Here is a 26940-nt window from a genome sequence, read left to right on the forward strand (position 1 = left end):
CATAACGCCCGCACAGAAACTGAAAATGGCCGCGTGAATTCTACTGCGGAGCCCCGTTAAAAACGGGGGGATTACCGGTTCTGCCTCTGGTTGGTCTCGCAGTTGTCATAGGGGCAGGTATAGCGATCAGCATGTTAGTGAGCCAAGCACCCACCGTGCCATCCCGTCCGGCGGATCAACAAGGCACCCATTTTGACGGACCCGCTGCCCCATCACGAGAAAATGCCCTGCCGGCTACGGCGACACCCAAAGATTGATAAGGGACCGAGCGGCCGATGGCACATAAGCCAGCGCGCCTCTCATCAGACAACTGGCTTTCCATTCAGTGGGTTCACAGCTGAAACGGAGATCGATATGCAAAACATCCAAGACTGGCTGCGTAGCGAAGTGGCCGATGTGGTCTCGCAAGGCCAGCAGGGTGGCTCTAAGTCCGATTTGGAGGATCAGGCAAGGCGGATCTGGCAAACCGGGATCGCTGCAGGCTACACTAACGAAGACATCAAGGCTGCGTGCGGGGCGACTTGGAATCCTATCTGCTAGATGAAATCAACAGGCTTGGCCCCTTGCGCATCAAGCTTGGGATGGAACGAGACAAATACAGCGGTTAGATAGCTCGTCACGAACCCGAGTTTAAAGCTCTGCACCGGCTCGCGGTTGAGCTCCTGCTGGGTCGTGGATTCTGGCGGCTGAACCGGGACGTGGGCCCGGCCAGATTGCCAGCGTCGTGCAATCCAGATGCGGATAGATCCAATAAGGGGCATGAGAAGAGCGGCCAAAGTATGCCGACGTCAATGCGTGAGCCTTTTTGGGACTTCTTGGCGGCATATTCGATTCTACCAACTAAATTGAAGCAAAAAATTTCCGTCGGCATTAACGCATGCCACTGCAGCACGGTGAAGTGGCCAAACACCCGCCCGATCGAATCATCGGGCGGGTGGATTTCAAACTTAGGTCAGAGCGTTTTCGGACGGTCTACCGCGTCAGCCGAACTGGTTTCCTGAGCGACTCGATCTCGGGCGGCATCGTGAACATCGGATGCCACGTTTACAGCTTTCTGATAGACGTCCGCCGCCGCCTCTCCGACTCTGTCGACTGTTTTCGAGACTTCAGCTGAAACTGTGTCTTTCAGACGATCAGAGGTCTCACCGAGGGCATCGTCTTCCGCTTGCGTGTGAGGCAGAGCGGCTCCGATAGCTGCGCCGAGCGCAAAAGCGAGCGCGCCGCCGACGAGCGGCTGATCCTTGAAGTGCTTCAGCACGGCTTCATTGAGCTGCGAGCCCATGTCGGTCGCGCTGCTGCCTGCATTGGACAGTTGCTGTCTGGCTTTGTCGGCGGTGTCGGTGATTGATTGCCAGGTACCGGATACCCACCCCGAAGCATCATCGAAAAGGTTCCCGGCCTCGTCACGGATATCATGGATCTGGCGACCGGTCGCATCTGCAAAGCCGCGGTAGGTTTTTCCGCTGGCATCAATGAAGTGTCCCGCGCGACGGCCCGTCTTGTCAGTCAGGGCTTTGAAGCGGCTTCCGCCTTCGTCGCTAAAGTGGCTATAATGGGCATCGCCTTCTGCTTCCGGCGGACCGATGCGACGCAGATTGCCGGTGGTGGTGGCGAGAGGGTAAGTCTCCTTTGAGCTTTGAGCATAAGAAGCCACGCTGGTCTTCGGTCCCGCCATCAGCCACGCCAGGCTTACACCCATGAGGGCCAGCGGGATCGGGTTGTTTTTAATAGCAGCTCCGAAGTTTGATGCATATTCGCCGCCGCCGCTCGACTTAAGGTAAGCGAGCCCTTCATCCACAAGTTGACCCGGCGACATTCGTTGCTGAATTGCGTCGAGTCGCTCCTCGATGCGCTGGCGGTCCTGTGCGATTTCCTGTTCGATCTCTGCAGATCGCGAGTTGTCTGACGTGTAGGCCATTAGGTTCTATCCTTTACGATCTGGGCGTCGCGCTGCAGCGAGGCGGACGTGCGCTCGAGCTTGAGATTTTCGCCCTTGAGGACTTTCAGTCCGCGCGAAGCGAGGCCCCAGGCAATAAGTGCGACGGCGACCCCAACAACAACCGATGACAGCGCATCAGCGTTCGGTTCCGTCATGCCCTGAGAGACAAGCAGCGCAGTGATCCCGTTGACCAGCGCGGCCAACAAGACGCCAACCGCACAAATTGCTAGAACGATGCCTGCGGCGAAGGCCTCAAGGCCCGTCAAGGCATGAGACACTTTCTCGGAGGCTTCGGTCTTAGCAAGCTCAACTTCTTTGCGGAAAAGGCCGGAGATGTCGCCAACTAGGCCGGTGACTAGCTCCGGAAGGGTACGGTTATCTGCTGAGTTAGTCATAGGCGCGACCCTCCATGTTGGTCAGGCTGGTGGGTGCGACAGACGTCGATGGAGCCCTCGACACAGGCAGTTGGCCGGAGACAGCGCCATCACGTATCGACGCGCCTGATTTTGGAGCCGAAGACGTCAGGAAGCGGCTGGCGGCGAGACCAGCAATGGCAGCTATGCTGAGGAATGCCAGGGGCTGCTTGCGGCCAAAGTCCTCGGCCATACCAGCGATCTCGCTCAAGCTGCGGTCCTCAATGCTTCGGGATGCGCCGCGCAGATTTGTTCCAAGATTGCGCGTAAGTTTGCCGATATCGCGTTGGTCTCCGCTCTCAAGTTCAGAGGCGACCTTTTCCAAAGCATCGGCGACCCCGCCGAGTTTGTTAGCCAGCACGTTCTTTTGTTCGGTTGCAGCAACTTTTGCGTCGTCTGATATCTTTGTTGCCGCTTGGCCCGCGTAATCAGATGCCGATTGAATATCCTCACTGATTTTCTGCTTTAGATCTGAGGTTGTCGATCCAGATCCATTTTCTCCAGGACTGATCATGAGACTCTCCCAAGGTTTGGCTCGTTGATGAAGCCTACTCAACACAAGGGAAATCCGATTGTTCCTCAAAAACTGCCATACTCGTATGACTGCTCCAGGCTTCTCGAGCGTCGGCTCGGTTGCCGGCTAGAGCAAAGCACGTAATTCAGCCTCTGCAATCGTTCGCTGTCTGTTTATCATGCTCAATAACGAAGTTGATGGATCCGGCAGATGTTGCTGCATATCGCCAATGGCGGGTTGAACGCAGGGTTTCGATATCGACCAGCGCTGCGAGCACGATATTGTTTCGCAGGATCTGACAAAAAGCACGTCGCCGATCGTCAAAAGGAAAGCCGGCAGCTGGCCCGCACAAGTGGCGCTGCGGATATCGCAGCAGATGCACTCTCGCAATCCGATTTAACTGACCTGACCATTCTGGGTTATCGCTTCTTAGCCGGAACGCCCAGTATGCTTGCCGCCGTCCGTCCCTCGGATTTGACCGATGAGAAGGGGCCGACAACTTATGGGGGACACGGAGAGGCTATCACGACTGGCCGCCGAAACTTTTCGTCCCTCTCGAAAGCCTCTTAGTGCTTCCTCTGTTAGAATCCGTATCGGACGCAATGAACTCGAGGCGACGGACGGTTTCGCCGGAGTGGGCAACATCCCCTTTTCAGTCCAGCGCGCCGCGGAAAAAAGACGATATAGAAGAACGCACAGACGCGGAAAAGCTTGACGCTATTGTTTAGACCGATAGGCACAAGCTGCCGCGCCCACTGGGTTATTTCATCAACTTGAGATGGCTGAGTTGAGGTGGCTATGCCCTGCGGATATCTTGCTCGCTCCTTTCGGTTTCGTCGGCGTTCTCACAATCCTCGGGTTCCGGATGGTACCACTGGGTCCGGTCACACTGGCACAGGACAGCAAATGGCTGCAGCGGCCGACGCTACGCGCCATATCGTGGCTTGAGCGTAAATTCGGCAAATAAGGAGCCTACATTTGGGGCACTCTACTGCTCTCGATGTATTAATGTTGCGATTATGCTGCTCTTCGATACCCATCGGGGGCGGTCGCAGCTTCGAAGCTCGGTTTTGCGATATGGTAACCCTGAACAAGGGCGACGCCCAAATCCCTCAATACCGCTAGCTCCCCATCCGTTTCGACGCCTTCGCACAAGGGCGTTATGTCAAGGTCGGCGAGCATTCGCAGCGTGTGCTCTACGACGACACGCTTTACCCGGTCGGTGTCGATGTCCCGGATAAGATCCATGTCAAGTTTGACCAAGTCCGGCTGAAATTTGGTCAGGAGGCCCAAGCCGGCATGCCCGGCGCCGAAATCATCAATGGCTGTCTTGAACCCGATTTGCCGATACGTCTCAAGGATTTTCAAGACATGCTGCGTATCGAGCTGTTCGTTCTCGGTAAACTCGAAGATGATCCGATCGAGGGGAAAGCCGACGCGTTCCGCTGTGGCCAAAGTGAGCCTGATACAGGCTCGCGGCTCGTAAACTGCGTTTGGCATAAAATTTATCGACAGTTTGGCTGTGTCATCGTGCCTGAGCAACGAGGCTGCCAGTTCGATTGCCTTGACGCGGCACTGCTGATCGAACGCGTAGCGGTTGGCCGGATCGACTTGGCTCAGCACGGTTGAGGCGCCCTCGCCGTTAACGCCTCGCACCAAAGCCTCGAAAGCAAAGACGTGACCCTTGCGGATGTCGACAATCGGCTGAAACGCCATCGAAAACGGCAGCTTGAACGCCTCGCCCTGCCGGCAACCTTCACAACCATTACGCATATCGACACCTCGCTTTTGCGCAAACTGTGGGATGCCCAGCTAATGGAGTGCTAAGGAAAACGATAACGTCAACAAAAACGGAAGTCTGTCCGCTGTCGTACTGAGGGTTCACCGGTGCAACCGAGCTTTGTCCTCATGTGTTTCGACGGTGACAAAGTGCCATCGTCATAGGACGCGAGACGACAGGAGCAGACAAGCCTCATGGGGATCGACGTAAAAGCCAAACCTCTCAAGCCCTACGAAAACGCTGAAGGGACCGATTTACCTGCCGGTTTTGTGGCAAGCAGGCTCGCTGCCAAGCTGCAAAAGACCAATAAGCCGCTTTGCTATGTTGCTCTTAGCGAACGACGTCTGGATGAGCTTGCCGGCGCTATGGTTGCTCTTTTCCCGGACATCGAACTTGTCATTCTGCCCCCTTGGGATTGTCTCCCCTATGATCGCGTACCACCTTCTGCGCACTGCATGGGCAGGCGAATGGACGCGTTGCGGCTTTGGTGCACGATCCAGAACTCGGCAAAACTGCTGCTGACCTCTGTCGAAGTTACTCTGCAGCGTATTCCACCCTCGTCGGTCATCGCAAAAAGCCAGCTCGAGCTCGTGGTGGGCACGCAATTTGATCAGGACGCATTTTTCGCGTTCATTCGGCAAACTGGTTATCTCGAGGAATCCGTCGCTGATGATCCAGGCGAGGTCGCAGTTCGCGAAGGCGTTATAGACATCTATCCAGCCGGGGCACCCGGTCCGATGCGGATCGTCATTTCGGAAGAGGGTTTGGTCGAAGAATTAAGAGGCTTTGACCGAGTGTCGCAACGAACGGAAAGTTATCTCGAACGCGTGATTTTCGGTCCCGCGTCCGAAGCTGTGTCACCGCAAACAGCGACGGAGAATACCGCGCCAGGAGCCGATACTATGGAGCGCTTGCTTCAACGGCTTTATCAAGATATGCCCACCGTGTTCGACTTTATTGGCGATACTGCCCTCCATCTGGCTGCTGGGGCGCAAGAGCGGGTCACGCGATACCTGGAAATCGTAGATGATGCTCGCCAATTCCGCCATGGATATAGCGGCACCAACCCTATGCCTGCCCGGTCACTTCATCTCTCTCACGAAGAGTGGCAGCAATACATCGGCAAACGCTCCGCCGATGCGATCGATCTTCAAGGTAGTCGTCATCTACCCGCCGAAATGGCGCAGGTCCACCGACAAGAAGCTTTGGTCAATTTCATCCACAACGAGCTGCAGCAAGGGCAGACGGTCGTCATATCCGGAAACGGCAAGGGACCTGAAGCGCTAACTCGGCGAGTTGTAAAGCGAAGCGGGATCACGCCTCTTTTGATTGAAAGGTGGGAAGCGGGAAAGGAGGCCGCCCCTGGATCTCTGCTGAGATTGCATTGCGAGCTGGAGGAAAGCTTTATCGATGACGCGGCAAAGGTAGCGTTGATCGCTGTCTCGGACCGAACTGAGATAAGTAGCGAGCCGATTACACTCCTGGCCGAACCGGAGCTCCGGATTGGCGATGTCGTTGTCCACGAGAACTACGGCGTGGGCGTTCTCAAAAATCTAGAGACCATAGTCGTTGACGGCATACCCAATGACGCAGCCCGCTTGGAATATCGCGATGAAAGCTCCGTACTCGTGCCAATGGAAGAATTCGATAAGTTATGGCGTTATGGCTCTGAGCCGGAGGCTGTGACGCTCGATCGTCTGCACACCGACGCCTGGCAAAAAAAGCGTGAACAGATCGCTTCAGACATCCATTCCACAGCGCGTCACCTTTTGAAAATTGCCCGGCAAAGGCAGAGCTCTCAAGCCGAGAAATTTGTCCCCCCACGTGCCAAATTTTCCGCCTTCGTTCGGCGCTTTCCATACGCCGAAACCGCTGATCAGTCAGAAGCAATAGTGTCTGTATTGGCAGATCTGGCGTCGGGAAAGGTTATGAACCGGCTCATCTGCGGCGATGTCGGCTTCGGGAAGACCGAGATCGCGCTGCGTGCCGCAGCCGCAGTATCACTCTCTGGTGGACAGGTCGCCGTAGTCGCTCCTACGACCGTCCTGGCGCGGCAGCATTTTGCCACCTTTGAGCGTCGATTTGCAGGAACGGGTATCAAGGTCGCCATACTGTCCCGCCTGCTCAAACCGAGCGAGACGAAACGCGTTAAGGCGACGTTGGCCGAGGGCGATATAGATATCATCATTGCTACTCAGGCAATCCTCTCTAACGACGTTCGCTTTTCCCGTCTCTCACTGTTGGTCGTTGACGAAGAGCACCGCTTCGGCCTGAAGGAAAAACGCGCGATGGCTAGTCTCGCGCCCTCGCTTCATACTCTGGCGATGTCAGCGACACCTATCCCAAGAACGTTGCAGTCAGCCATGGTGGGTATTCAAGAAGTCAGTCTTCTTACTACGCCGCCTCTCAAACGCCGGCCGGTTCGAACCTCTCTTTCCACGGTTGACCGCGCATCCATGCGCACCGGGTTGATGCGCGAATATCGACGCGGAGGACAAAGCTTCGTCGTCGTACCGCGTATTGAAGACATCGAGGGTATCGAGGCGATGTTGCGCTCGATTGTTCCGGAACTTTCGATCAAAGTAGCTCATGGCAAGATGCAAGCCGCGGCCATCGATGAAACGATCGTGGACTTTGCGGAAGGCCATGGTGACATTCTGCTGGCGACGAACATCATCGAGACCGGCATCGACGTGCCGCGAGCAAATTCGATATTCATATTGCACGCGGAACGGTTTGGCCTGGCACAGCTCCACCAGTTGCGCGGAAGGGTCGGGCGCGCGGTCGCGCAGGGCATGGCTTATCTCCTTATGGACGAAACCAAGGAACAGGCTGAAGACACCCAACGGCGGCTGGCGACGCTCGTTGATAACGACCGGCTAGGCGCAGGTTTTGCCATTAGCCTTCGAGATTTCGACTTGCGAGGTGGAGGCGATCTCACCGGCGACGACCAAGCTGGTCATATGAGGGTCATAGGCACTGGATTATATCAGACAATGCTTGCGGGTGCGGTCGCGAAACTTCGCAAACAGTCTCACAAGGCGTTTCATCGCCCCGTTTTTCACCTTGGTATAGCGGGCGTGATACCCGCGGATTATGTCGCTGACCCTTCTGTACGGCTCAACCTCTACGCCAGGCTGTTAAGAGCTTCCACTTTGCAGGAGATTAATGATCTGGAAGAAGAATTTGAAGATCGGTTTGGAAATCCACCGCATGATGCTACGCGCCTCCTGCGGCGGCAACGTTTGCAGCTCACTGCAGGCCGGCTTGGTATTACGAAGGTTGAAGCTGGACCGAAAGCTGTTGCGGTTACAGTCACGAGCGCGACACCAGCGCGTGTAACTGCTACGCTACTCAAGAGCGGCGGCGGCGTTCGACGCGACGATAGGATCATCTTTGAAGTTGCGCCCGGGAGTGCTGACGAGCAGCTATCATTTTTCGAGCGGATTTTCGCCAGCTTTAACCAGAAGCCTAAAAGAAGGTAATGGTTATGCCCTCGATGGGTTCGAACGACGACTGATTGAAGCGTAGAACCTAGTTCGAGACCAAGCCAATCCGATCGGTTCGCCTGGTGGGAACCCTCGCGGACCCGCCCAATCGCATCAACTCGTCTTCGGAATCCGAGGCCATGGCGTCATGCGACCGCTTCAGCATTTCTTCAAAAAAACAATGATAACAGATCCGTAATTATACCAACTGGAAATATAAGGTCTTTTCGATGAACGGCGTTTTGTTTTTCCTCGCGGTGAATTGGGTTGTAGGGTTGTGCTTCAGTGCGTTGTTTGCGGTCGTTTCCACCCGCTCACGTTCACGTACGGCCGCGCTCTGGCTAGCGTCTGGCTTCGGTATCGCATCGCTGTCGGCCGTTTTCGAACTATTGATCGCTTACACTGATTTCCCGAGAGTCTCCGCGCTCGGTGCGTTTGCTTCGGTGGTTGCGGGAATGGCACTGCTTCGCGTCGGTGTGGGTGAACTCTACGGAAAAACTCTCGACAAAAGGGTCGGGGTCGCATTCGTTCTCGTAACGGCGATCGGAAGCGATCTCATCTATGATCTGCCGCGGAGCTCGGCCCTTCACGCCATATTATACCAGACGCCTTTTGCCCTCGCCGTCCTTTCGAGCGCATTTGCAGTCCTGTCGTCGCGCAGGCGACTTGCGGTCGACAAGTTCCTCGGCGGCCTCATGCTTGTAACCGGTCTCCAATTCTTTGCAAAAGCCGGACTGACAGTGCTCGTCGGGACCGGTTCCACGGCAAAAGACTATATCAGCACAAACTACGCGCTTATATCCCAGAGCTCTACGGCTATCCTGATGGTCGCGGTAGGACTGACGCTTCTCGCCGTTCTCGTACTGGAAATAATGGCGGACCAGCAACACGAGTCCGAACAGGACGCATTATCGGATCTTCCCAATCGCCGCGGTTTTGAACGGCGTGTTCAATCCCTGATGGCCGCGTCGCCCGAAGGACCCCATGCGGTCATCGTCTGCGACCTCGATCACTTCAAAAGCGTCAACGACACCTACGGCCATCACGTCGGCGATTTGGTCATCCAGGGATTTGGGAAGGTGCTTCGCAATTATGCGCCGGCTATATCAGCCACAGGCCGTACCGGAGGTGAGGAATTCGCTGTCTTCCTACCGAACACACCCGTGGATGTCGCGCTCTCGCTTGCACAGACTTTTCGGCAGGCGGCAACAACCATGGAGGATCTTCCCGTGCGACCAACTGCCAGCTTTGGAGTTGCAGCGTTTGCTTCCGGGCCCGATTTGCAAGATGCTTTCCGGCGCGCGGATATGGCACTCTATGAAGCAAAAAATGCAGGTCGAGATCGAGTTAAACTCGCAATCAGTCGCGGTTAGGACCCGGTCCGATCAGCGGGTTGGGCCGCCAGTGTTCGATAGAAGCATCTAGCGCAGCGCAGCGGACTTTCGCAAGCCCTGAGCGCTGGGAAGCGTCAGCGCATTTACCGTGCGTTAGCGGTGCAAAAGTGTTCGGCCGGGATCGGTCTGCCGTAATAGTAGCCTTGAGCCTCATTGCAGCCAATCGATTTCAGGAAGCTCGCCTGCTCCTCGCTCTCGACACCCTCAGCGATGATTTCCATACCCAGTTGCGAGCCGAGAGACACTATCGCAGACGTTATAGCAACACTGTCTTGGTCAAGCGGAGTATCGGTTATAAATGAGCGGTCGATCTTCAAACGCTTAACAGGCAGCCTTTTTAAGACGCTCAGACTAGAATAACCCGTGCCGAAATCATCAAGCGCGATCGAAACGCCGAGCGATGCCAACTCTTTCAGGGTTGCGATAGAATTCTCTCCGTCTCGCATGATCATGCTTTCGGTGATTTCAATCTCAAGCAAATCAGGCACGAGGTCTGCTCTTGCCAGCGCCTGTTTGACGGATTGAAGCAAATTGGGATCCTCGAATTGTCGCGCCGAAACGTTCACGCCCATACGAAGGGGCGTGACACCTTGACTATTCCAAGATGCAGCTTGGCGACACGCCTTCTCGAGAACAAGCTGGCCAAGTGCGACGATGAAACCAGTTTCTTCAGCGAGGCTAATAAAATCGGCCGGATACAGCAGGCCCTCGACAGGATGCTGCCATCGGACCAAAGCCTCTACACCTACCATCGCTCCAGTAATCGTGCTGTATTGTGGCTGATAGTGGAGAATGAACTCGTCGTTTTCGAGCGCGCTTCGCAACTGATCGGTCTTCTCGATCTTCAAGCGCAATTCCCGGGCAAACTCGGATGAATAGATACAGACCGCATTCTTTCCGGACGCTTTGGCCCTGTACATTGCCATATCTGCATTTGAAAAAAGCTCAGCAGCGCTCTGTCCGTCATAGGGATAGATCGCCAGTCCCACACTGAAGGTGACGCGGGATATTTTGCCGCCAAGATCAATCGGTTCTGCCGCTTCCAAAATAAGCTTCTTCAAGTCGCTTTCAAAACTGTCTGGTTGGCTTGAAACGATGACGAACTCGTCCCCACCCAATCGCGAGACCCGTCCAGACGCGCCCACGGCTTGCGAAAAGCGTTCTGCTACCGCCTGCAGGAGCTCATCACCGTAGCTATGACCAAGGCTGTCATTCACGTACTTGAAATCATCGAGATCGATAAAGGCGACGCCGACCTTAGGGGCCCCGTCGTCAATTAGACCGTTGAGATATCCGATTATCGCGCTTCTATTTGGCAAGCCCGTAAGCGCATCCGTTGTGGCGAGCGCCCGCATTCGCTGCTCGGATTTTTCACGATCAATCGCTATGCCGACCAGACGCGCAGCGGTCCTGCAGAATTCTTTCATCTCTGCATGCTCTATGTCTAGCGTGCTCTTTACGGCCACCAAAGCGTGAATCTCGCCATTATCCGTCCGGACATCCACGATATTCAGTCCCTGATATTCCTCAACGAGAGTTTTGACTATCTGCCCGTCAAAGCAACCCTGCTCACTCGCTAACGAAGTCAAAGCACTCCACGACGACGCTTCGCCTTTAGACAAATAGAGAGAACGGTCTGATGCGTTGAGCACCGCAGCCTCCAAACCTCCCGACAAGGATTCAATCAGCTCCGGAAGTTGCGCAAGAAGGCGAGCCGTTGGTACTCGCTCGAGAACGCGTTCCAGCAGCGCTGCGTGAGCCTTGGTTACGCGCTCGACTGTCTTCCGATCCGATATGTCTCTTGATGCACCGACGACCCCGATGATTTGCCCGCTGCGATCACGCAAGGGCACGCGTGACATCATGAGCCATTTGTCAGGGCCACCGCCCCGGATGGCTCGCTCTTCGTATCCAAGGTCCGGCCTGCCAGTAGTGATTACTTGCCGTTCAACTTCGCTGATTGCTTCCGCCAGATCCGGACCATGAATATCCGCATCCGTCAAACCCAGCATGTTGTCGATGGATTCGAAGCCGTTATTGAAAAGCACCGCGTTGTTCGCGAACAGGAACCGCCCTTCGGTATCTTTTGCATAGATGTAATCGGGCACATGATTGATCATCGCTTCAAGCCAAGTCAGCCGCTCGGCCGCTCCGTGCTTGTCGATCAAATTTCCAAGGGTCTTAACCGCCTGCAGGAGATCGTTCGTGCGGTCGTCGTGAGAAGCTAGGCTTCCCGGCATCTGGATCAACATCTTCAACGCTCCTCGATGGAACGGGAATTATCAGGCTGGACTGAACGATGCGTGATGAAACAAAGTTAATTCGCTCGCGCATCGGGCCCTCTTACGAAATATCACGTGATCGCGAGACGAATGCCAGGCGGATTTATATTGCGGCGCTTGCGAGCTCAAAAGTTGGAAGTGCTTATTGTGTGGGAACTGACACGCCAACGTCCTTGGCCCTCAGCGCACGCTAGGCCGTTTACAGTACCGCCACCACTCAATAATTGGCGGTTGATGATGAAGGCACGGCGTGTTCGTCCGCTAGTGTCCGCATTCGGTATCGCTCAAAATGCCTGCACTCCCCGTTGTCGGGCTAGCATGGAACATTGTGTGTTGAAGCTTGAACTGAAGCGTAAGCGGTGTTTCGCTCACACATTGTCCTCGCCGCCGTGATCTGTGATCGGACTTCCATGGACGAGCAACGGGAGTTTCTCCATGGAGAGTACATTGGAGTTTCTCACGACCAGGAAGTCTGGGCGTGAGCCTCAGCGGCATTGGCCGGATGAGATCAAGGCGCAGATCGTTTCGGAGAGCCTTCGGCCCGGAGCGTTGGTGAATGAAGTTGCAGAACGCCACGGCCTGAAGCCAAACCACCTATCGACTTGGCGAACGATGGCGCGGCAGGGCAAGCTGGTTCTGCCAGCGCCCGAGGGTGCGGTGGAGTTCGCGGCGGTTGTCGTCGATCCACCCGTTGCGGAGCCGCCCATCAAGGGAGCCAGCCGTCCCGAGATCATCGTCGGCGCTGTGACGATCCGGTTGGAAGAAAGCGCGTCCGCCTCACGGATCGCCGCAGTCGTACGTGCCTGTGCGGTTCCGGCATGATCTTTCCCTCGAACCGGATTCAGATCATGGTGGCGACCAAGCCTGTCGATTTCCGCAAGGGTCATGACGGCTTAGCGGCGCTGGTCAAGAACGAGCTGCACAAGGACCCTTTCACAGGGACGGTCTTCGTCTTCCGATCCCGCAAGGCGGACCGATTGAAGCTGATCTACTGGGATGGCAGCGGTCTGGTGATGGCCTACAAACGGCTGGAGGAGCACACGTTCACTTGGCCAGACATCCGGGACGGTCTGATGACTTTGGGCCATGCCCAGTTCGAGGCGCTATTTGCGGGGCTCGACTGGTGGCGGGTCCGCTCCGTTGAGACAAGAGCGCCGTCAGCAATCGAGTAGGTGCGTCACGATGACTCGGTTCGTGAATTCCGACAGCGAGACGCCGCCCAATTTGATAAACTTCCAGTATGTTGGATGTGGTCGATCTTCCAGACGATATTGATGCCCTGAAGGCGATGCTGATCGCCTCCGAGCTTCGTGAAGCCCGCAAGGACGAGCGGATCGAGCGACTGGAGAAACTGGTCGCCGCTTTCAAACAGGCAGCCTTTGGTCGTAAATCCGAGAAGGCTGATCCTGAGCAATTCGATCTTGCACTGGAAGACTTGGAAACCGCGATTGCGACGATCCACGCCGAAGACGAGGCCGACAGTGCTCCGGGTAAGCCGCAACCTAAACCACGCGCCGCCAATCGGGGCTCTCTTCCCGCCCACCTTCCTCGTGTCGAAGAGGTCGTTGAGCCGGAAAGCTTGATCTGCACCTGTGGCGGTGGATTGCATTGCATCGGTGAGGACGTGTCCGAGCGACTGGATGTCATCCCGGCGCAGTTCCGCGTCATCGTCACTCGTCGTCCCAAATATGCCTGCCGCGCATGCACCGACGGCGTATCGCAGGCTCCAGCACCAGCGCGATTGATCCACTCCGGATTACCGACCGAGGCGACCATCGCGTATGTATTGGTGTCCAAATATGCCGATCACCTGCCGCTCTATCGGCAGGCTCAGATCATGAGCCGACAGGGCATCGATCTTGATCGGTCCACTCTTGCCGACTGGGTTGGCCGGGCAGCATTCGAACTCCGCCCGGTCTTCGACGCTCTCATCGCCAACCTGAAGCGGTCGACGAAGCTGTTCATGGACGAGACGCGTGCGCCAGTCCTTGATCCTGGCTCCCGCAAGACCAAAACAGGATACTTCTGGGCATTGGCCCGTGATGACAGACCGTGGGACGGAGGTGCGCCGCCCGGCGTCGCCTTCACCTACGCACCCGGTCGCGGCGGAATACATGCCGAGCGGATATTGCAAGGGTTCACAGGCATCCTACAAGTAGATGGATATGCCGGATATAATCGGCTGATCGCACCGGATCGTGTCGGTCCCGACATCCAGCTTGCTTACTGTTGGGCTCACGCAAGACGCAAGCTGGTCGAGATCACGCGCAGCGGCTCAGCACCGATTGCCGAGGAGGGTGTGAGGCGGATTGGAGAACTCTATCGGATAGAGGCGGAACTGCGCGGTCTTCCCGCCGACGCACGCCTTGCCCAACGGCAGGAACGATCAGCGCCATTGATTGCGGACATGCAGACTTGGCTGACGCATCATCGCGCCCACGTCGCTGGCAAATCGCCGCTCGGCGAAGCCTTGGCCTACATCGCCAAATACTGGGACGGTCTTTGCATTTTCCTGATCGACGGCCGTATCGAGATCGACAACAATACCGTTGAGCGGACAATCAGGCCGATTGCCTTGAACCGAAAGAACTCTCTCTTCGCCGGACACGATGCAGGAGCGGATAACTGGGCGACCATCGCCTCGCTCATCGAAACCTGCAAGCTCAACGCTGTCGATCCGTTCGCCTACCTGAGCAGCACGCTGACGGCCATTGTCAATGGCCACAAACAGAGCCAGATCGAAGCTCTCCTGCCGTGGTATTGCTGCTCGGGCCCAAACGCACGGTAAGGTGCAGTCAGTGAAGCCGCGTCTGCCGGGGCAGAATTCTTTGAGCGACTGCCCTAGACAGACAATTAACTGGGCAGGGATATAAGCAAGCCTGCACTTTAACGTCTAGCTGATTGCTCAATGCTGAACACCGTACCTGCCAGCCTTTACTTGGCTTCATTTGCGCTAGCGGTTGTGAGCCCGTTTCTTCCGCTCGGCCTTTTGTGGAGATCACTTATTGGATCAGCGCTGGTTCTCACTGCGGGTCGCTTGATCGCAGGAGGCACCCACTGGTCGGATAAAAATGCGGGTCATGCCATCGGTCTTGCGATGGTGCTCATGTTTATTGTTTGCCTATCCGTCGTGTTGGCCGCTCGTTTGTTCATTTTCGAAGGTGTTGGTCGCCAGGAAAAGAATATCACGATCACAAATAATCAAGACACCAAAAACCATAAGCTCGTTGATCTAGCCCTTTTCACTTTCGCTGGCGGCACGGCGGGCTTGGTCTTTGTGATTGGATTGGCCACGGTGCTAGGCGGTTTACCCGGCGGCAAGTTCCTTGATGTCGGAATTGCGGTCGTCGCCACCGGAGCCGCCGTGCTGGCGGCGACGCGGGTCCGGTGGAAATTTGGCCCGCCATTGCTAGCCTTCAACGCGGTAGTCGCCACACTTTCAATTCTAACCTTAAACCAAAGCCGGGACATAATCCTGAGCGCGGAGGCGTTCGCGCAAGGCCACCCATGGTGCTTGGTTCTACCAACAGAAGAATCTGAAGTAACAACACTGAACGAGTTAGGTTTCTATTCTCTCCCAAAAGGCGGGGTCAGATCGCATCTTGTCTTGGTGATCCAAGACAAGCATCTAGCGCCAGTACCAAAAGCACACTGGTCGATCAGACGGCAAAGTTTCGTGGAAGGCGTCAGCGACTCCTCGCTTCCAGATTGTAAGCCGCAATCTGCCTACGAATATCGGATCGGAAATGAGCCTTTGCGCGAACAGGACCGATAATTTTAAGGCGGTTCGGTGCTGCCGATATGAATTTTTCTCGAAGTCAGAGGCCAAGGTGTATCAGGAACAGCGCTCACACTGAAGCAGTCGCGTGATGATTGATATGAGGCGGCTGGCGTAATGTTCTCATCTGACTATGGAACTCACGGTCCCGTGATGCATTCTGATCCGTCACAAGCTCACTTCCAGAGAGGATATCAATATGAACAGCATCGTTTGGCTCGTAGGCGCCGTCGTCATCATTCTCGCCGTGCTCAGCTTCTTCGGTTTTCGCTGATCGGCCGAAGTTGCACCGGTCACTCAGCAGCTACAAAAAGTGCCGCCAGGCGATGAGGCGGGCATAGCCGCAGTTGGGCGAGAGTATTTTTCAACTCCTCTCACCCATCGGTGACGTCAAACAGCGTTGCATTCACCGGCGACACCTTGATGAGTTGCCACAACATTGACGACCGCCAGATTGAACGGCCGCAAACACATAGGCAGGCGCGATTCGAAGCGGACATGGGACCTCATGAGCAAAGTGCCGACCTTTGGCCGGCCTCGCTGGTGATCCTGAAAGCTCGGCTTGCCCAAGATACTACCTGCGACAATAAACTCGCCGACTATCTCGCAAACGGAGCGAATGGCCTGTTCCTGGGCGAGTTCGTGGCTGAAAAATTCGGACCCATCGTTGTCCGCTTCAAGAACCAGCTGTGCGGATGTTGAATAGTACCGGGGCATGCGACCTCCGTGTGATTACCGGCACAGGCCCTGAAAATGGGCACCCATGAGAAGAGGCAGCAGTTCCATTGCATGACGCAGTGACGCGTCAAAGCCATAGTTAAATAACGTTGGAACATGTCGCAATGATCGTGGTTCTTTAAGTAGCGCCGGTTGATCTTGACGATGCGTCAGCTGGCAGCGCCATTGCCCCGCGTACCAACATGCGCGGGGCTTTGTGCGTCGCGCGGACAAACCAGATCCGACATAAGTACTGATGTTTGTGTCAGGTTAGTCAAGCGACATATCATGAGCTGCAGTGGCTATCGCCGCCCGCATCTGGACACTGGGCCATCGATGGCTGCGAAGTCGCTCAAGGTTGGCCAGAAGAGATTTTCAGCTGAAAATAGCGACTTCTTTCAATCGACGTGGCAGGAGTAGTAAAGCCGCTGGCGTAGATAGTCAAACCAGGCTGATGGCTCCAAATGATGCCGGTGCGGCGCCTTCATCGATCGTTGAGGGCGAGACAATGGTGGAATGCAGTCGTCGCGAGATCACGCTTGAACCGATTTTTGTCTCCCGCCGCCTCGTGCGCAAAGAGACCGTACGATCCATTCCGCGAGATCCACCACAAGCAAACGCTCCAGCTGAAAGAACTGACCGCCACGAACCGCGAGCACGTCTCAAAATGATCCGGTGGAGGATAAACGCGGTGGCCGCCCCACTGGGAGCAAGCAGAATGGCGAAGATCAGACATAAGTACATCGAAGAATTGACTGCCTTGCCACCTGAGGTGATCGCGCTGATTCCGGCGGTCCACAGATTTTGCCAGTCGGTTCTATTCGCACCCCAACGACATCGATGATCTTGTTCAGGTCACCCTGTTGAAAACGATCGCCAATTCGGGAAAATTTCAACCCGGCACCAACCTCGAGTTTTGGATGTTCACGATCATGCGCAGTTTCTGTACAAAAAATTCGGAGTTGCGAAACGGGAACACATTGGTAATGACGACGCGCTTTCCGAGCGCTCGACGGTCCTGCCAGATTAGGAGTGGGCGCTCCGGGGCAAGGAGCTTGAACTCGCCATCTCCAATCTTCCCGATCAATATCGACAAGCCATCGATGTCGTATTCTTCCAGGGCGTCAGTTATGAGGATGCGGCGCGAGAGTTCGGATACCCTATCGGAACAGTAAAAAGCAGGGTGAACCGAGAGAGAAATCTCGAACCAGCTGTGGGACTGAACTAAATGCAACCATGCGAGCGACTGACTTTACAGAGCCCTTGCAATTTTTCCCGCTCCATCGACGTTTCGCACAACGCCAAGCCACTGGAGCAACCAGGAATGCTGGCGACAACTGCTTGGAATATGAGCCTTGGTCCGGCCCCCCTCGGGTCGGCAGCAGCGAAAACTTCGGCAACCCAAAATTTCTTCTAACCAGTTTTCGGTGATCGCGGCATAAACGATTTCCCTTAACGGCAAAATCATCGACTTGAGCATGGCACCACCTTTTTTGCATATCACGAAGCCCGAGAAACAGCCCCGCCAGCAAGTGAAGTGTATGCCAGCGTACATAAAAACATCCGGATATACGCGATGCTATAGAATCGCCAACCGTTTGAAATAGCTTAGGGCTTGGCGGCTGTGGGCGCCCGCCCATGCCCGCAATCGAGAGCCATGCACGGTACGAAACATCCTAGCCTACGCAACCGTCTTCTTGCCTTGCTACCGGCAAATGAGTTTCAGAATATCGCTGAGGCATTGCACCCGATTGATCTTCACAAAGGAATGATAATCACCCGGGCAAACGAAGAGATCGATCGCGTCTATTTCCTATGCAGCGGCATCGGATCTGTTGTCACGGCCGCCAAGGACGGTCAAAGGGCAGAAGCGGGCATGGTCGGTCGTGAAGGCTTCTGTCCGACATCTGCAGGTGTGGGCGGCACAATTAGTATCCACGAGGTGCTGATGCAGGTGCCGGGTCAAGCCTACACGATGCAGCTCGGCGATATGGCAGACATCTTGCCGGCAAACCCGGTGTTTTCCAATCTTCTAGCCAGATACATCCAATCTTTCGCCGCTCAAATTTCGTTCACGGCTTTGTGCAATGCAAATTATCAGGTCGATCAGCGCCTCGCCCGCTGGCTACTCATGTGCCACGACCGTCTTGACGGTGATGAAATCATGATCACGCACGATTTCGTTTCGCTGATGCTTGCTGTACGCCGTCCGAGCGTCACAAATGCTTTCCATATCCTCGAGGGACTGAAACTCGTTCTTGCGGAGCGCGGGAGGGTTACGATTCGCGACCGCAGAGGTCTGGAAGATTTTGCAGGGGCTGCTTACGGCGACCCTGAGGAGGAATATCGCCGGCTCATAGGAGCGATGTGAGCGGTTTTTTTCAAGTGATCTTGCACGACATCATGGAATGAGATGCTGAGGACGATATGCCCCTTATCGTCGGACACATCCATGTATTCGTCGGCGACGACTTGCCCGGTCTTGATGCGCGCAGCAACAAGTTCCCGAACAGCGTTTGTGGCGCTTGCACGAGCAGCTTCGCGGTCGGAGAATTCGTCGCCTTCAACGTCTGAAACGGTCTCGTTGTCTCGTCGAAGGTGAAAGAAATATCGGCTCATCAGATTTGCTTCAGTCCAAAATTGGCCTAGCCGTGATCCCGGAGATCCATTGGCTTGCCATTCACTACGCGCGATAAGCAAACACTTCAAGCGCAGACCTGTTCCTGACCGCCAGCATAAAGCGCGGCGGTTTGCATAATGCAGAGATGAAGATGCACGTCGGTTGTCAGCTGATATATACGCGGCAAACCTCAGGAGGGCGCGCACGTCATAGGAACGCCACACTGGTGAAAATCGTTGCGTAGTCCGCCGGCTCAATGACAAACGCGTGCGGTCTCCGCAGGCTGCTCGACTGGAACGACGATGCCGACATATCGGACAGGTGCACCCGTCTTGTCTCGGAAACCTTTGCCGAACGAAGAGACGCTCACGTACCTGCCGTCCGAATTAAGAACCCGATAGTTCTCCTGCTGAGCCGTGTGTTCAACGATGCTGTCACGAATGGCTTTAGCCAAGCGAGGCAGGTCTTCTGGGTGAACGCGAGCTAGATAATCCTCGATCGGCAGCCCCTGCTCAGCCGAAGCCTCGGCCATTCCGAACAGCCGGGCAAGCGCGCCATCTGCGTAGAGCAGGTTGTCTGGCACGTCCCACGTAAAGAAACAGGCGTCAGGTCCTCCATGGACGATATCGGTTGCGAAGAGACACTCACTCGGCTGATGCATTGAATTCCCATTGCTAGGTTACCACAGTGAGAGTTTTAGAAGTCAGTAAAATATATTCAAGAAGGGCCATGCAACCCGTACGGTAGCTTACCTAAGGCCTGACGCGACCACCTCTACGGGCTGACAATGTAATGGCGCATACAAATCGCGTTAAAGCTCCAAGCAAATCTCCCCTGAAACTCAGTTCGAGATGGAAACGAAATTTCACATGCGATGTTGATCGCTGCAGGTCGTTGGAACGCTCTCGTGCCACTTTACAGACGGAACTGCTGAAATAACTCAGCGGCCAGATTGATCATTTAGAGGCGGGAATGGCGTCATATTCGTGAGAGGAAGAGCCATAATCCGATCATATTCAGCCTCGGGGAGCCCATAGGCTTCGCCTGCTGCTGCAACAAGACCGCGATAGTCGCGCACCTCGATGCTGCCACGGGTTGACCTGATCAAGTGCTGGCCTTCGAGGACATGGAGGGTCGTCGTTACGGAAGGCCGCCGCACACCTAGCATTACCGATAGGTAGTCGTGCGTGAGGTGAAGAGTTTTTCCCGGTACCCGGTCGTAGACCATCGCAAGCCACCTCGCCAGCCGCTGGTGGAGTTCGTAGCGACCGTTGGCAAGAGCTGTGTGGCTCACTTGCAGCCCCAGGGTCCGTGAACACCGCGCGGCGAGTTGGCCCAATTCCGGAACAACCCCGAGAACGGAAACGAAGTCTTCGGACGACATGGACAAAACGTCTCCCTCAATCTGGGTGACGAGTTCGTAGAGCGTCTGGTCATCACCACACAGCAGCCCGCTGCCCGTCATCGCCTCTCTACCGATCAGCCCCGTCTCGATGCGACTTCCTCCTTTGGCCATGACGATGACCGATCCAACGCAATCGAGCGGAAAGTAAACGTGTCGCACTGTATGTTGGGGGGCCTCCATTATCGCACCTTGAGGAAGGGTCTGCATACGCAATTTTGGCAGCAAGGCATTTCGACCTGCGTGAGACAACCTTGAAAGAACGCCATTACGACACGCATCGGCATGTGAAACCGGCTTTTTTTGGCAGGGTCCCGAAAGAACCTTCAGGATGGATCTCTCCTCGACGGGTTTGCGTAAAACGACTTTGCTTGCATGCCGTTTCGGGATGATATCGGGTTCAAGACCAGTGGCGAATACGAACGGAATGTCCCGCCGCTCCAACTCGTCGGCAACCGAAAAGACTAGCTCCTCACCGAGTTTGACGTCCAGGACAGCGCCGGCGATTGTCGGCGTTTCAGCAATCTGCGCCAATGCACTCTCGACACTGGCGGACGGACCAACAACGACGATGCCCTCTTTTGCCAGATTGGTCGCCATTTGCGATGCGATGAGGTAGTCGTCCTCAACGATTAGGATCCGGTTGCCGATCCAAGCATTTTGAAGTCCCAACACGGCCTCCTCTCTAAGCTGTGGAAGCGTACATGTGTCGGTTGCGCTGCACTCTCAAGGCAGCGGCTGTTGGTTTTGAAGCTCGTTAGCTGCACCGACGCCGTGCACCGCAGGCCAGAAGGAAGATAATCGATCGTTACTGCGCCTGCTGATCCCAATCCCGCCATGATAAGCCGAGAGCCCGCGCCACGTCTAAGTTTGATCGCCAGGCTGCGCTCGCCGCAGCGACACGGCTCTTCTGGATGAGGGGATACGAGGCGACCTCGATCGCCGACCTGACGGAGGCAATGGGGATCGGAACCAAAAGCCTTTATGCGGCCTTCGGTTCGAAGGATGCGCTCTACGCCGAGGCCCTACGATACTATTACGCGACCTACGAGGGGTGTGGACCCGCTTCAGGGCTGCTTCGACAGCGAGGCAGGCCGCGCTGCTCTTTCTCCAGGATGAGGCGATCGCCATGACCGGTGGAGATCTCGATCTACCCCATAGGTGCATGTCAACGCTCGCGACCGTGGGCAGCGAAGGGCACTCCGAACTGGGCGAACTCATGCGAGCGACTCGTGCAGGCGGTTTCGATCTGCTCAAAGCGCGCTTCGATCGAGCGAAGAACGATGGTGATCTAAAAGCCACGGCGGACACGACCAAACTGGCGAGGTTCGTGCAGACAGTCCAAAGCGGCAGGGCGATCCGTGCCCGGGATGGAGCGGACCGCGCCGAGTTGCACGATGTCGCGGAAATTGCGCTTTCCGGCTGGGACAATATCGCCGCCAAATGATTATTCCTGCGTGGCGAGGTCGTCTGGTGCCCGAAGTTCGCAGGGTTCCATATCTACCATTCAAGCCAGCGACGGTCGCCCCCAGCATTGCGAGCCTTGTTGCTGCGCTTAGAATTTAATGTGTTCTAACGCCTTGATGGGATCATAACCGGTGACCCATATGTTCTCAAAAGCAAGCTCTTGGATTCTTTGAGCCGCCACCGATTATCGAGCGCCGGACTTTTCCAACCATTCTCCGCGGCCTCAAGATGTGCCGATCGAAGTTCGGCTTTGAGAAGCATATCGGCTTTATTTGCCTTTTGGGGGCGATCAATAATCGCGTCGCTCTGGGTGCCACTGCCTGGTATCCCGACCGCAGTGGGCATGTCGCTGATAGTGGTGAAGCCTAGATAAAGATGCTCCCGCACCTCGTCGCCGCTGAGACGGCCCAGCCGATTGACCGCAACGATCAGGTCGGCCGGGGGTGATCTTTGCAGGCATGGAATTTCCCGGAAAACGTTCTGACTCGGTGACAGCCAGATTTTCTGTGCGCGCGATCCATTGCAGTAGAAGACCGCGCAAGTCGTTGCGACGATGATTTTGCGCGTTTGGAACTATGCCACTCTAACTTCACGGAGCGGGTTTCCGTGGCTATAGGATCCCAATTCAACCATCATGTTCAGAACGCATCTCAGATCATACGGCTTAGCTATGAAACGAGTGTTTCCCGCCAGTTCGCCATTATCGATCACATGTCCGCCGGACGTCACGATGACGGGAACGTCCTTTCTGCACGACGCGACATAGCGAGCGACATCAAGGCCGTTAAGTCCACCGGGCATGTCAATATCGGTTATCACCACGTCGATGGTGCGCGTTCCCAGAAGCCCGATTGCTTCAAACGCGGTCGCGGCTTCGACAACCGCATAGCCCTCGTCTTCAAGGCTGTCGGCGAGTATCATCCGGATCAATGGCTCGTCTTCGACGATAAGTACGGTACGCTGGTACATGGCCGTCTCCTAGCTGCAAGCACGAGTACAACTCGGCTGTCCAGATTCAGATCGTCCCCTCGCCGACATTCTTTGCGAACAAGTTTAATAAAATGCGAATGATCAGTTGGCCGCGTGCCAGTCATTTGCAGGCTCATCGATGACGCTTGCATCATCCGCGGGGTCGGGATCCTTCTGACGGGCGCTCCGGAGGCGGTCGAGCTGGTCACTCACAGCCTTAAGCACCTCTTCGTGCGCCATACCTTGGACGACGAATTTGTCCACGAGATCCTCGACCTTAAGCTTGAGATCCGCTTGCCATTCATTGGTCATCTTTTCCTCCGTTTGATTGTTTTCTCAGAAAGTTCGATCCAAACAGGCGCATGATCGCTCGTGTGCTCCCAGCCTCGGACATGCTTGTCGACCTCGGCCTTTGCAAGCCTCTTGGCGAGGTCGGGACTGAGTAGAAAATGATCCAGGCGGAGCCCGGCATCGCGCCCATAGGCATTCCTGAAATAATCCCAGAACGTGTAGATGCGCTCGCCTGGATGAAGCTCTCGAACGGCATCCGTCCACCCCTGCCCGGCCAGTGCGCGGTATGCATCACGCACCTCGACGCGGAACAGTGCGTCGTCCTTCCACCGCTCCGGTTTGTAGACATCGAGTTCTGTCGGGATGATGTTGTAGTCGCCAGCGAGGATCACGGGTACATCCAGTTCGAGCAGTTCAGCGGCATAATCGTGCAGACGCTGTAACCACCGAAGCTTGTATTCGAACTTCGGGCCGGGATATGGATTTCCGTTCGGAAGGTAGAGGCCTCCGACCACGATGCCATCAACAATCGCCTCGATGTAACGGCTCTGCTCGTCATCCGGCTCGCCGGGGAGGCCCGTCCGCGTCAGGAGCGGCTCCTGATCGCGCGCGAGTATTGCCACACCATTCCAAGATTTCTGGCCATGCCAGACGGCGCCATATCCGGCGTTCTCGATCTCTTTGATTGGAAACCGGGCATCGGGCGCCTTCAGTTCCTGAAGCACGACAATATCCGGGTGCGCCTCGTGCAGCCACCGGAGCAGCACCTCAAGGCGACCGTTCACGCCGTTGACGTTGTAGGTGGCGACCTTCACTTGCGCTTGTGGTCGCCCTTGTCGCCTTCACCAGGCTTCGCGTCGTGCTTGGCTTCGTGACGCTTGTCCGCAGACAGCGATCGGCCGACATCGACAGATTCTTTGAACTGGCCTTGTTCGTCGCGGCGGACGTAGCGCTTGTCGGATCCGATGTCGATTAGTTCACGCTTGCTCATAGTGCTCTCCTTCGGTTGTAGCAAAGGAACAACTCACGAGCTGACGAAAAGATGCATCGATTCCAGCCGCTTGATCCCTGTCCTCCGGTTGCAGTGAAAAGCTGACCCAAGTCCCTGAAAAAGAGTCGCTTTTCGCGTCGGAACGATTCGCCAAGTGATTCGGTTGAATCGCTCGAGTTGCGTCAGTTGCGTGGGAGAGTTCGATGGCAGGCCAGCGTGCACAGTGGAGAGGGTTCATCAAGTTCGGCGAAGTGACAGCGGGTGTCGCGCTCTATACGGCGGCATCGACCTCCGATCGAATCGCGTTCAACACGATCAATAAGGTGACGGGAAACCGGGTCAATCGCGTGTTCATCGACAGCGAGACTGAAGAGCTCGTCGAGAAGGAGCAGCAGACCAAGGGTTTCGAGATCGAGAACGGCCATTACATCATCATCGACCCTGACGAGGTGGCGGCAGCGATCCCCGAGAGCAACAAAACCCTCGAGGTGGAGGCGTTCATTCCCTGCTTGGACGTGGACGACGTCTATTTCGACAAACCTTATTACCTGACCCCGGACAAGATGGGATCGGATGCCTTTGCCGCTCTGCGTGACGGCATGCGCAAGTCCAAAGTTGCCGCCATCGCGCGGACGGTCCTGTTCCGCCGCATGCGGACAGTCCTCATCCGCCCTCATGGCAAGGGCTTGATCGCGACCACCCTGAACTATGACTACGAGGTCCGCTCATCGAAGAAGGCTTTCGAGGAGATGCCGAAGATCAAGATCCAGGGCGAGATGCTCGATCTTGCGAAACATATCATCGGTACCAAGAAGGGCGAATTTGACCCGGCATCGTTCGACGACCGATACGAAGCAGCGCTCGAGGAACTCGTGAAGGCGAAGATCGAAGGCAAGTCGGTGCCGAAGCGAAAGAAGGTCGAGGTATCGAACCCCAACGATCTGCTTGCTGCTCTTCGGGAGAGCGCCGGAATGGCAAAGGAAAATGACGACAAGCCGAAACGCACTGCAGCCAATGCCAACGCTGGCAAAGGCAGGCAGCGCGCTGCGCGCGGGGCGGCAACGAAGTCCACCGCTTCGAAGGCTGCCCCGCAGCGCAAGTCAGCTTGAGGAGATAAACGATGGCGCTTCGTCCATACTGGAAGGGATATCTCAAGCTGTCGCTGGTAACTTGTCCGGTGAACATGACCCCGGCGACCTCGGAATCTGAGAAGGTTCGTTTCCACACCCTCAACAAGGAAACGGGCAACCGGCTCGTTTCCCAGTACATCGACTCCGTGACGCGGAAGCCCGTCCGTGATGAAAACGAGGCCAAGGGATATGCTCGCGGCGAGAACGACTATGTCATCCTGACCGACGACGATCTCGACAACGTGGCGCTCGACACGGTGAAGACGATCGATATCGAGAAATTCGCCCCGGCCGAATCGATCGAGTGGGTCTACCTGGAGAAGCCGCATTACCTGATGCCGGACGATGCTGTCGGACACGAGGCCTTCGCCGTTATCCGCGACGCGATGAAGGCGGACAAGGTCGTGGGCATATCAAAACTCGTCATCGGCCGCCGCGAGAAGGCTGTGGTACTCGAGCCTCGCGACGACGGCATCATCCTTTGGTCACTGCGGTTCGGAGACGAGGTCCGTCCGGAGGAAAACTACTTCGAGGATATCGATGACAAAGCAGATCCGGATCTGATCCCGCTCGTTCAGAAGCTGATCATGGCGAAGACCAAGCGGTGGTCGCCGGACATGGTTAGCGATCCGATCCAGGAAAGCCTGCTGGCGCTGATCGCCGAGAAGAAGAAAGCGCTCAGGCCAAGGAAAAAGACTGGGAAGTCGAAAGACGTGGCCGCGCCAGCTTCGAATGTCGTGAACATCATGGATGCTCTCCGCAAGTCGGTCGCTGACAAACTCAAAACAAGGAAAGCCGGATGATCAGGGGCGAGATCGAAGTCGAACTATGTGAACCAGCACCGTTTCTGTACTACGAGACGGGCAAATCGCAGTTACGTATGGCACATCTGTCTGGCTGGTCATCGTGACATGCGAAGCGATGATGGCGACGGCACAGCCGCCCGAGAAGTCGCTCCGCCGACTTGTTCGTTACGCGGATTACTACCGCGATCTGGCGGCCGCTGGGGTCCGTAGAGGTGATGGCATCGACGGCAAGGTGTGGGTGACGGAAGCGAGTGTTCTCTCGTCGCCTCCTGCCCGCGTATCATCCTCGACTGGCAGGGAGACAAACCATGCCCAGTTCAGTTCATGAGTAACACGGGTGCGAGGTCGTTAGGGAATCTTGCGTTTGAAACCAACCGGCGGCTCAAAGTCCATCACGAGCATCGAGGTATGCGTGTGCGGCGATAACCTGTGCGGAATAGCGATCTGCATCGTCATTACCTGTTCCGGATATCGAGCCTGTGATCTTGAAGTCCGGTACCGACCAACGCCAGTTTGCGACGTAATTGCCGTTGATGCCGTCCGCCCAAACTTCTGCGCGTTTATCGCCCTCGAAAAGGCCGAACCATCGGTCCGAACCCGGTGGCTGGAGCCATCTAAAACCACGATGGGGCAAAATCAAATTCCCGATTCGTCAATGCACTACCATGCGGATCTTAGTTCGAAAAGTACCGGTACTGAACGTGTGTTCCGCTGTGTACGACAGCGTACAGAGCGATCTAGGAAAGAGGAATTCCGGGATATCGACGGCAGTTCACTCGACACGAACCTTGCCACGCCTAGGGGATTTCGCATTTCGCCTAGCTTCCCGAAGCTCTTCCAGAGTCGGATACCACCAGCCACGGCCTCGCTCGTACTCTCCAGTATTGCGCGGCAATCAGGATGAGACGCGGGCGACAATCTGGATGAGATTCTTAGGTCGCGGTCGGGATCAAGTTATC

Annotated in this window: 23 protein-coding genes and 2 pseudogenes; 13 read left to right on the forward strand and 12 right to left on the reverse strand. The window is 55.9% G+C overall.

What is annotated here, in order from left to right; genetic code table 11:
* Nucleotides 1-354 precede the first annotated feature (354 nt).
* Complete coding sequence (locus AAIH70_RS30180) at nucleotides 355-540, forward strand: hypothetical protein (RefSeq protein ID WP_430037853.1); 186 nt, start codon at nucleotides 355-357, stop codon at nucleotides 538-540.
* Nucleotides 541-952: 412 nt separating this feature from the next.
* Here the strand turns inward: AAIH70_RS30180 and AAIH70_RS30185 are convergent, their stop codons facing one another.
* The 4 genes from AAIH70_RS30185 to AAIH70_RS30200 form a co-directional block, all read right to left on the reverse strand.
* Nucleotides 953-1918, reverse strand: coding sequence for a DUF3618 domain-containing protein (locus AAIH70_RS30185; protein WP_430037856.1), 966 nt, complete (start codon nucleotides 1916-1918; stop codon nucleotides 953-955).
* Nucleotides 1918-2334 (reverse strand): phage holin family protein, encoded by a 417-nt coding sequence (locus AAIH70_RS30190; protein WP_430037860.1) that lies wholly within the window; start codon nucleotides 2332-2334, stop codon nucleotides 1918-1920. The genes AAIH70_RS30185 and AAIH70_RS30190 overlap by 1 nt, the downstream gene beginning before the upstream one ends.
* On the reverse strand, nucleotides 2327-2866 hold the full coding sequence (locus tag AAIH70_RS30195) for a nutrient deprivation-induced protein (RefSeq protein WP_430037863.1): 540 nt from the start codon (nucleotides 2864-2866) through the stop codon (nucleotides 2327-2329). The genes AAIH70_RS30190 and AAIH70_RS30195 overlap by 8 nt, the downstream gene beginning before the upstream one ends.
* A 1017-nt stretch (nucleotides 2867-3883) precedes the next feature.
* A complete protein-coding gene (locus AAIH70_RS30200; protein WP_430037866.1) occupies nucleotides 3884-4639 on the reverse strand; it encodes an EAL domain-containing protein in 756 nt (251 codons plus the stop codon).
* Nucleotides 4640-4840: 201 nt separating this feature from the next.
* On the opposite strand from AAIH70_RS30200, the gene AAIH70_RS30205 reads away from it, so the two are divergent.
* Together AAIH70_RS30205 and AAIH70_RS30210 are read left to right on the forward strand one after the other, a co-directional pair.
* Nucleotides 4841-8131 (forward strand): DEAD/DEAH box helicase, encoded by a 3291-nt coding sequence (locus tag AAIH70_RS30205; RefSeq protein WP_430037869.1) that lies wholly within the window; start codon nucleotides 4841-4843, stop codon nucleotides 8129-8131.
* A 233-nt stretch (nucleotides 8132-8364) separates the two neighbouring features.
* Nucleotides 8365-9507 (forward strand): GGDEF domain-containing protein, encoded by a 1143-nt coding sequence (locus AAIH70_RS30210; protein WP_430037872.1) that lies wholly within the window; start codon nucleotides 8365-8367, stop codon nucleotides 9505-9507.
* Nucleotides 9508-9611: 104 nt separating this feature from the next.
* On the opposite strand, the gene AAIH70_RS30215 is transcribed toward AAIH70_RS30210, so the two are convergent.
* Nucleotides 9612-11780, reverse strand: a complete 2169-nt coding sequence (locus tag AAIH70_RS30215; protein ID WP_430037874.1) for a putative bifunctional diguanylate cyclase/phosphodiesterase — start codon at nucleotides 11778-11780, stop codon at nucleotides 9612-9614.
* Nucleotides 11781-12245: 465 nt separating this feature from the next.
* Between AAIH70_RS30215 and tnpA the strand changes: the two genes are divergently transcribed.
* From tnpA to AAIH70_RS30250, 7 genes and pseudogenes are all read left to right on the forward strand, one after another.
* Nucleotides 12246-12632, forward strand: a complete 387-nt coding sequence (tnpA, locus tag AAIH70_RS30220) for an IS66-like element accessory protein TnpA (protein ID WP_430037877.1) — start codon at nucleotides 12246-12248, stop codon at nucleotides 12630-12632.
* Nucleotides 12629-12982, forward strand: a complete 354-nt coding sequence (gene tnpB / locus AAIH70_RS30225) for an IS66 family insertion sequence element accessory protein TnpB (protein WP_430037880.1) — start codon at nucleotides 12629-12631, stop codon at nucleotides 12980-12982. The genes tnpA and tnpB overlap by 4 nt, the downstream gene beginning before the upstream one ends.
* Nucleotides 12983-13050: 68 nt before the next feature.
* On the forward strand, nucleotides 13051-14598 hold the full coding sequence (tnpC, locus tag AAIH70_RS30230; RefSeq protein WP_430037883.1) for an IS66 family transposase: 1548 nt from the start codon (nucleotides 13051-13053) through the stop codon (nucleotides 14596-14598).
* 120 nt (nucleotides 14599-14718) lie between these two features.
* A complete protein-coding gene (locus AAIH70_RS30235; RefSeq protein ID WP_430037886.1) occupies nucleotides 14719-15585 on the forward strand; it encodes a hypothetical protein in 867 nt (288 codons plus the stop codon).
* A 426-nt stretch (nucleotides 15586-16011) separates the two neighbouring features.
* On the forward strand, nucleotides 16012-16290 hold the full coding sequence (locus AAIH70_RS30240; RefSeq protein ID WP_430037888.1) for a hypothetical protein: 279 nt from the start codon (nucleotides 16012-16014) through the stop codon (nucleotides 16288-16290).
* A 1078-nt stretch (nucleotides 16291-17368) separates the two neighbouring features.
* Nucleotides 17369-17533: pseudogene (locus AAIH70_RS30245) on the forward strand (sigma factor-like helix-turn-helix DNA-binding protein); the annotation flags it as partial.
* A 429-nt stretch (nucleotides 17534-17962) separates the two neighbouring features.
* Nucleotides 17963-18676 carry a Crp/Fnr family transcriptional regulator gene (locus AAIH70_RS30250; RefSeq protein ID WP_430037891.1) on the forward strand — a complete coding sequence of 238 codons (714 nt, stop codon included), beginning with the start codon at nucleotides 17963-17965 and terminating at the stop codon, nucleotides 18674-18676.
* Here AAIH70_RS30250 and AAIH70_RS30255 read toward each other — a convergent pair.
* From AAIH70_RS30255 to AAIH70_RS30265, 3 genes are all read right to left on the reverse strand, one after another.
* Nucleotides 18628-18924 carry a DUF6894 family protein gene (locus AAIH70_RS30255; protein ID WP_430037894.1) on the reverse strand — a complete coding sequence of 99 codons (297 nt, stop codon included), beginning with the start codon at nucleotides 18922-18924 and terminating at the stop codon, nucleotides 18628-18630. The genes AAIH70_RS30250 and AAIH70_RS30255 overlap by 49 nt on opposite strands.
* Before the next feature lie 254 nt (nucleotides 18925-19178).
* Entirely contained in the window at nucleotides 19179-19586 is a 408-nt protein-coding gene (locus tag AAIH70_RS30260) for a PAS domain-containing protein (RefSeq protein WP_430037897.1), read from the reverse strand.
* Nucleotides 19587-19865: 279 nt separating this feature from the next.
* The gene (locus AAIH70_RS30265) at nucleotides 19866-20999 is read right to left on the reverse strand and encodes a helix-turn-helix domain-containing protein (protein WP_430037899.1); all 1134 of its coding nucleotides are present in this window, start codon (nucleotides 20997-20999) and stop codon (nucleotides 19866-19868) included.
* 242 nt (nucleotides 21000-21241) lie between these two features.
* Here AAIH70_RS30265 and AAIH70_RS30270 point away from each other — a divergent pair.
* A pseudogene (locus AAIH70_RS30270) lies at nucleotides 21242-21774 on the forward strand (TetR/AcrR family transcriptional regulator).
* A 593-nt stretch (nucleotides 21775-22367) separates the two neighbouring features.
* Here the strand turns inward: AAIH70_RS30270 and AAIH70_RS30275 are convergent.
* From AAIH70_RS30275 to AAIH70_RS30290, 4 genes are all read right to left on the reverse strand, one after another.
* The gene (locus AAIH70_RS30275) at nucleotides 22368-22763 is read right to left on the reverse strand and encodes a response regulator (protein WP_430037902.1); all 396 of its coding nucleotides are present in this window, start codon (nucleotides 22761-22763) and stop codon (nucleotides 22368-22370) included.
* Nucleotides 22764-22865: 102 nt separating this feature from the next.
* Nucleotides 22866-23075, reverse strand: a complete 210-nt coding sequence (locus AAIH70_RS30280; RefSeq protein ID WP_430037905.1) for a hypothetical protein — start codon at nucleotides 23073-23075, stop codon at nucleotides 22866-22868.
* Nucleotides 23072-23869, reverse strand: coding sequence for an exodeoxyribonuclease III (gene xth, locus AAIH70_RS30285; RefSeq protein WP_430037908.1), 798 nt, complete (start codon nucleotides 23867-23869; stop codon nucleotides 23072-23074). Before xth ends, AAIH70_RS30280 begins: the two co-directional genes overlap by 4 nt.
* The gene (locus tag AAIH70_RS30290) at nucleotides 23866-24045 is read right to left on the reverse strand and encodes a hypothetical protein (RefSeq protein WP_430037911.1); all 180 of its coding nucleotides are present in this window, start codon (nucleotides 24043-24045) and stop codon (nucleotides 23866-23868) included. The genes xth and AAIH70_RS30290 overlap by 4 nt, the downstream gene beginning before the upstream one ends.
* A gap of 203 nt (nucleotides 24046-24248) precedes the next feature.
* Here AAIH70_RS30290 and AAIH70_RS30295 point away from each other — a divergent pair, with 203 nt between their 5' ends.
* Both AAIH70_RS30295 and AAIH70_RS30300 read left to right on the forward strand, forming a co-directional pair.
* Nucleotides 24249-25154 carry a Ku protein gene (locus tag AAIH70_RS30295; RefSeq protein WP_430037914.1) on the forward strand — a complete coding sequence of 302 codons (906 nt, stop codon included), beginning with the start codon at nucleotides 24249-24251 and terminating at the stop codon, nucleotides 25152-25154.
* Between the two features lie 11 nt (nucleotides 25155-25165).
* Nucleotides 25166-25978, forward strand: coding sequence for a Ku protein (locus tag AAIH70_RS30300; RefSeq protein ID WP_430037917.1), 813 nt, complete (start codon nucleotides 25166-25168; stop codon nucleotides 25976-25978).
* Nucleotides 25979-26940 lie beyond the last annotated feature (962 nt).

This window comes from Neorhizobium sp. BT27B (assembly GCF_050455485.1).
Classification (GTDB): domain Bacteria; phylum Pseudomonadota; class Alphaproteobacteria; order Rhizobiales; family Rhizobiaceae; genus Neorhizobium.

What these genes read in the sequence shown, in the direction of transcription:
- AAIH70_RS30200 (WP_430037866.1), bottom strand. Translation starts at nt 4,639, where the DNA reads ATGCGTAATGGTTGTGAAGGTTGCCGGCAGGGCGAGGCGTTCAAGCTG.
- AAIH70_RS30250 (WP_430037891.1), top strand. Translation starts at nt 17,963, where the DNA reads ATGCACGGTACGAAACATCCTAGCCTACGCAACCGTCTTCTTGCCTTG.
- AAIH70_RS30295 (WP_430037914.1), top strand. Translation starts at nt 24,249, where the DNA reads ATGGCAGGCCAGCGTGCACAGTGGAGAGGGTTCATCAAGTTCGGCGAA.
- AAIH70_RS30280 (WP_430037905.1), bottom strand. Translation starts at nt 23,075, where the DNA reads ATGACCAATGAATGGCAAGCGGATCTCAAGCTTAAGGTCGAGGATCTC.
- AAIH70_RS30275 (WP_430037902.1), bottom strand. Translation starts at nt 22,763, where the DNA reads ATGTACCAGCGTACCGTACTTATCGTCGAAGACGAGCCATTGATCCGG.
- AAIH70_RS30190 (WP_430037860.1), bottom strand. Translation starts at nt 2,334, where the DNA reads ATGACTAACTCAGCAGATAACCGTACCCTTCCGGAGCTAGTCACCGGC.
- tnpB (WP_430037880.1), top strand. Translation starts at nt 12,629, where the DNA reads ATGATCTTTCCCTCGAACCGGATTCAGATCATGGTGGCGACCAAGCCT.
- tnpA (WP_430037877.1), top strand. Translation starts at nt 12,246, where the DNA reads ATGGAGAGTACATTGGAGTTTCTCACGACCAGGAAGTCTGGGCGTGAG.
- AAIH70_RS30300 (WP_430037917.1), top strand. Translation starts at nt 25,166, where the DNA reads ATGGCGCTTCGTCCATACTGGAAGGGATATCTCAAGCTGTCGCTGGTA.
- AAIH70_RS30215 (WP_430037874.1), bottom strand. Translation starts at nt 11,780, where the DNA reads ATGTTGATCCAGATGCCGGGAAGCCTAGCTTCTCACGACGACCGCACG.
- AAIH70_RS30260 (WP_430037897.1), bottom strand. Translation starts at nt 19,586, where the DNA reads ATGCATCAGCCGAGTGAGTGTCTCTTCGCAACCGATATCGTCCATGGA.
- AAIH70_RS30210 (WP_430037872.1), top strand. Translation starts at nt 8,365, where the DNA reads ATGAACGGCGTTTTGTTTTTCCTCGCGGTGAATTGGGTTGTAGGGTTG.
- AAIH70_RS30180 (WP_430037853.1), top strand. Translation starts at nt 355, where the DNA reads ATGCAAAACATCCAAGACTGGCTGCGTAGCGAAGTGGCCGATGTGGTC.
- AAIH70_RS30240 (WP_430037888.1), top strand. Translation starts at nt 16,012, where the DNA reads ATGAGTTGCCACAACATTGACGACCGCCAGATTGAACGGCCGCAAACA.
- AAIH70_RS30185 (WP_430037856.1), bottom strand. Translation starts at nt 1,918, where the DNA reads ATGGCCTACACGTCAGACAACTCGCGATCTGCAGAGATCGAACAGGAA.
- AAIH70_RS30235 (WP_430037886.1), top strand. Translation starts at nt 14,719, where the DNA reads ATGCTGAACACCGTACCTGCCAGCCTTTACTTGGCTTCATTTGCGCTA.
- AAIH70_RS30255 (WP_430037894.1), bottom strand. Translation starts at nt 18,924, where the DNA reads ATGAGCCGATATTTCTTTCACCTTCGACGAGACAACGAGACCGTTTCA.
- AAIH70_RS30290 (WP_430037911.1), bottom strand. Translation starts at nt 24,045, where the DNA reads ATGAGCAAGCGTGAACTAATCGACATCGGATCCGACAAGCGCTACGTC.
- AAIH70_RS30195 (WP_430037863.1), bottom strand. Translation starts at nt 2,866, where the DNA reads ATGATCAGTCCTGGAGAAAATGGATCTGGATCGACAACCTCAGATCTA.
- AAIH70_RS30205 (WP_430037869.1), top strand. Translation starts at nt 4,841, where the DNA reads ATGGGGATCGACGTAAAAGCCAAACCTCTCAAGCCCTACGAAAACGCT.
- tnpC (WP_430037883.1), top strand. Translation starts at nt 13,051, where the DNA reads ATGTTGGATGTGGTCGATCTTCCAGACGATATTGATGCCCTGAAGGCG.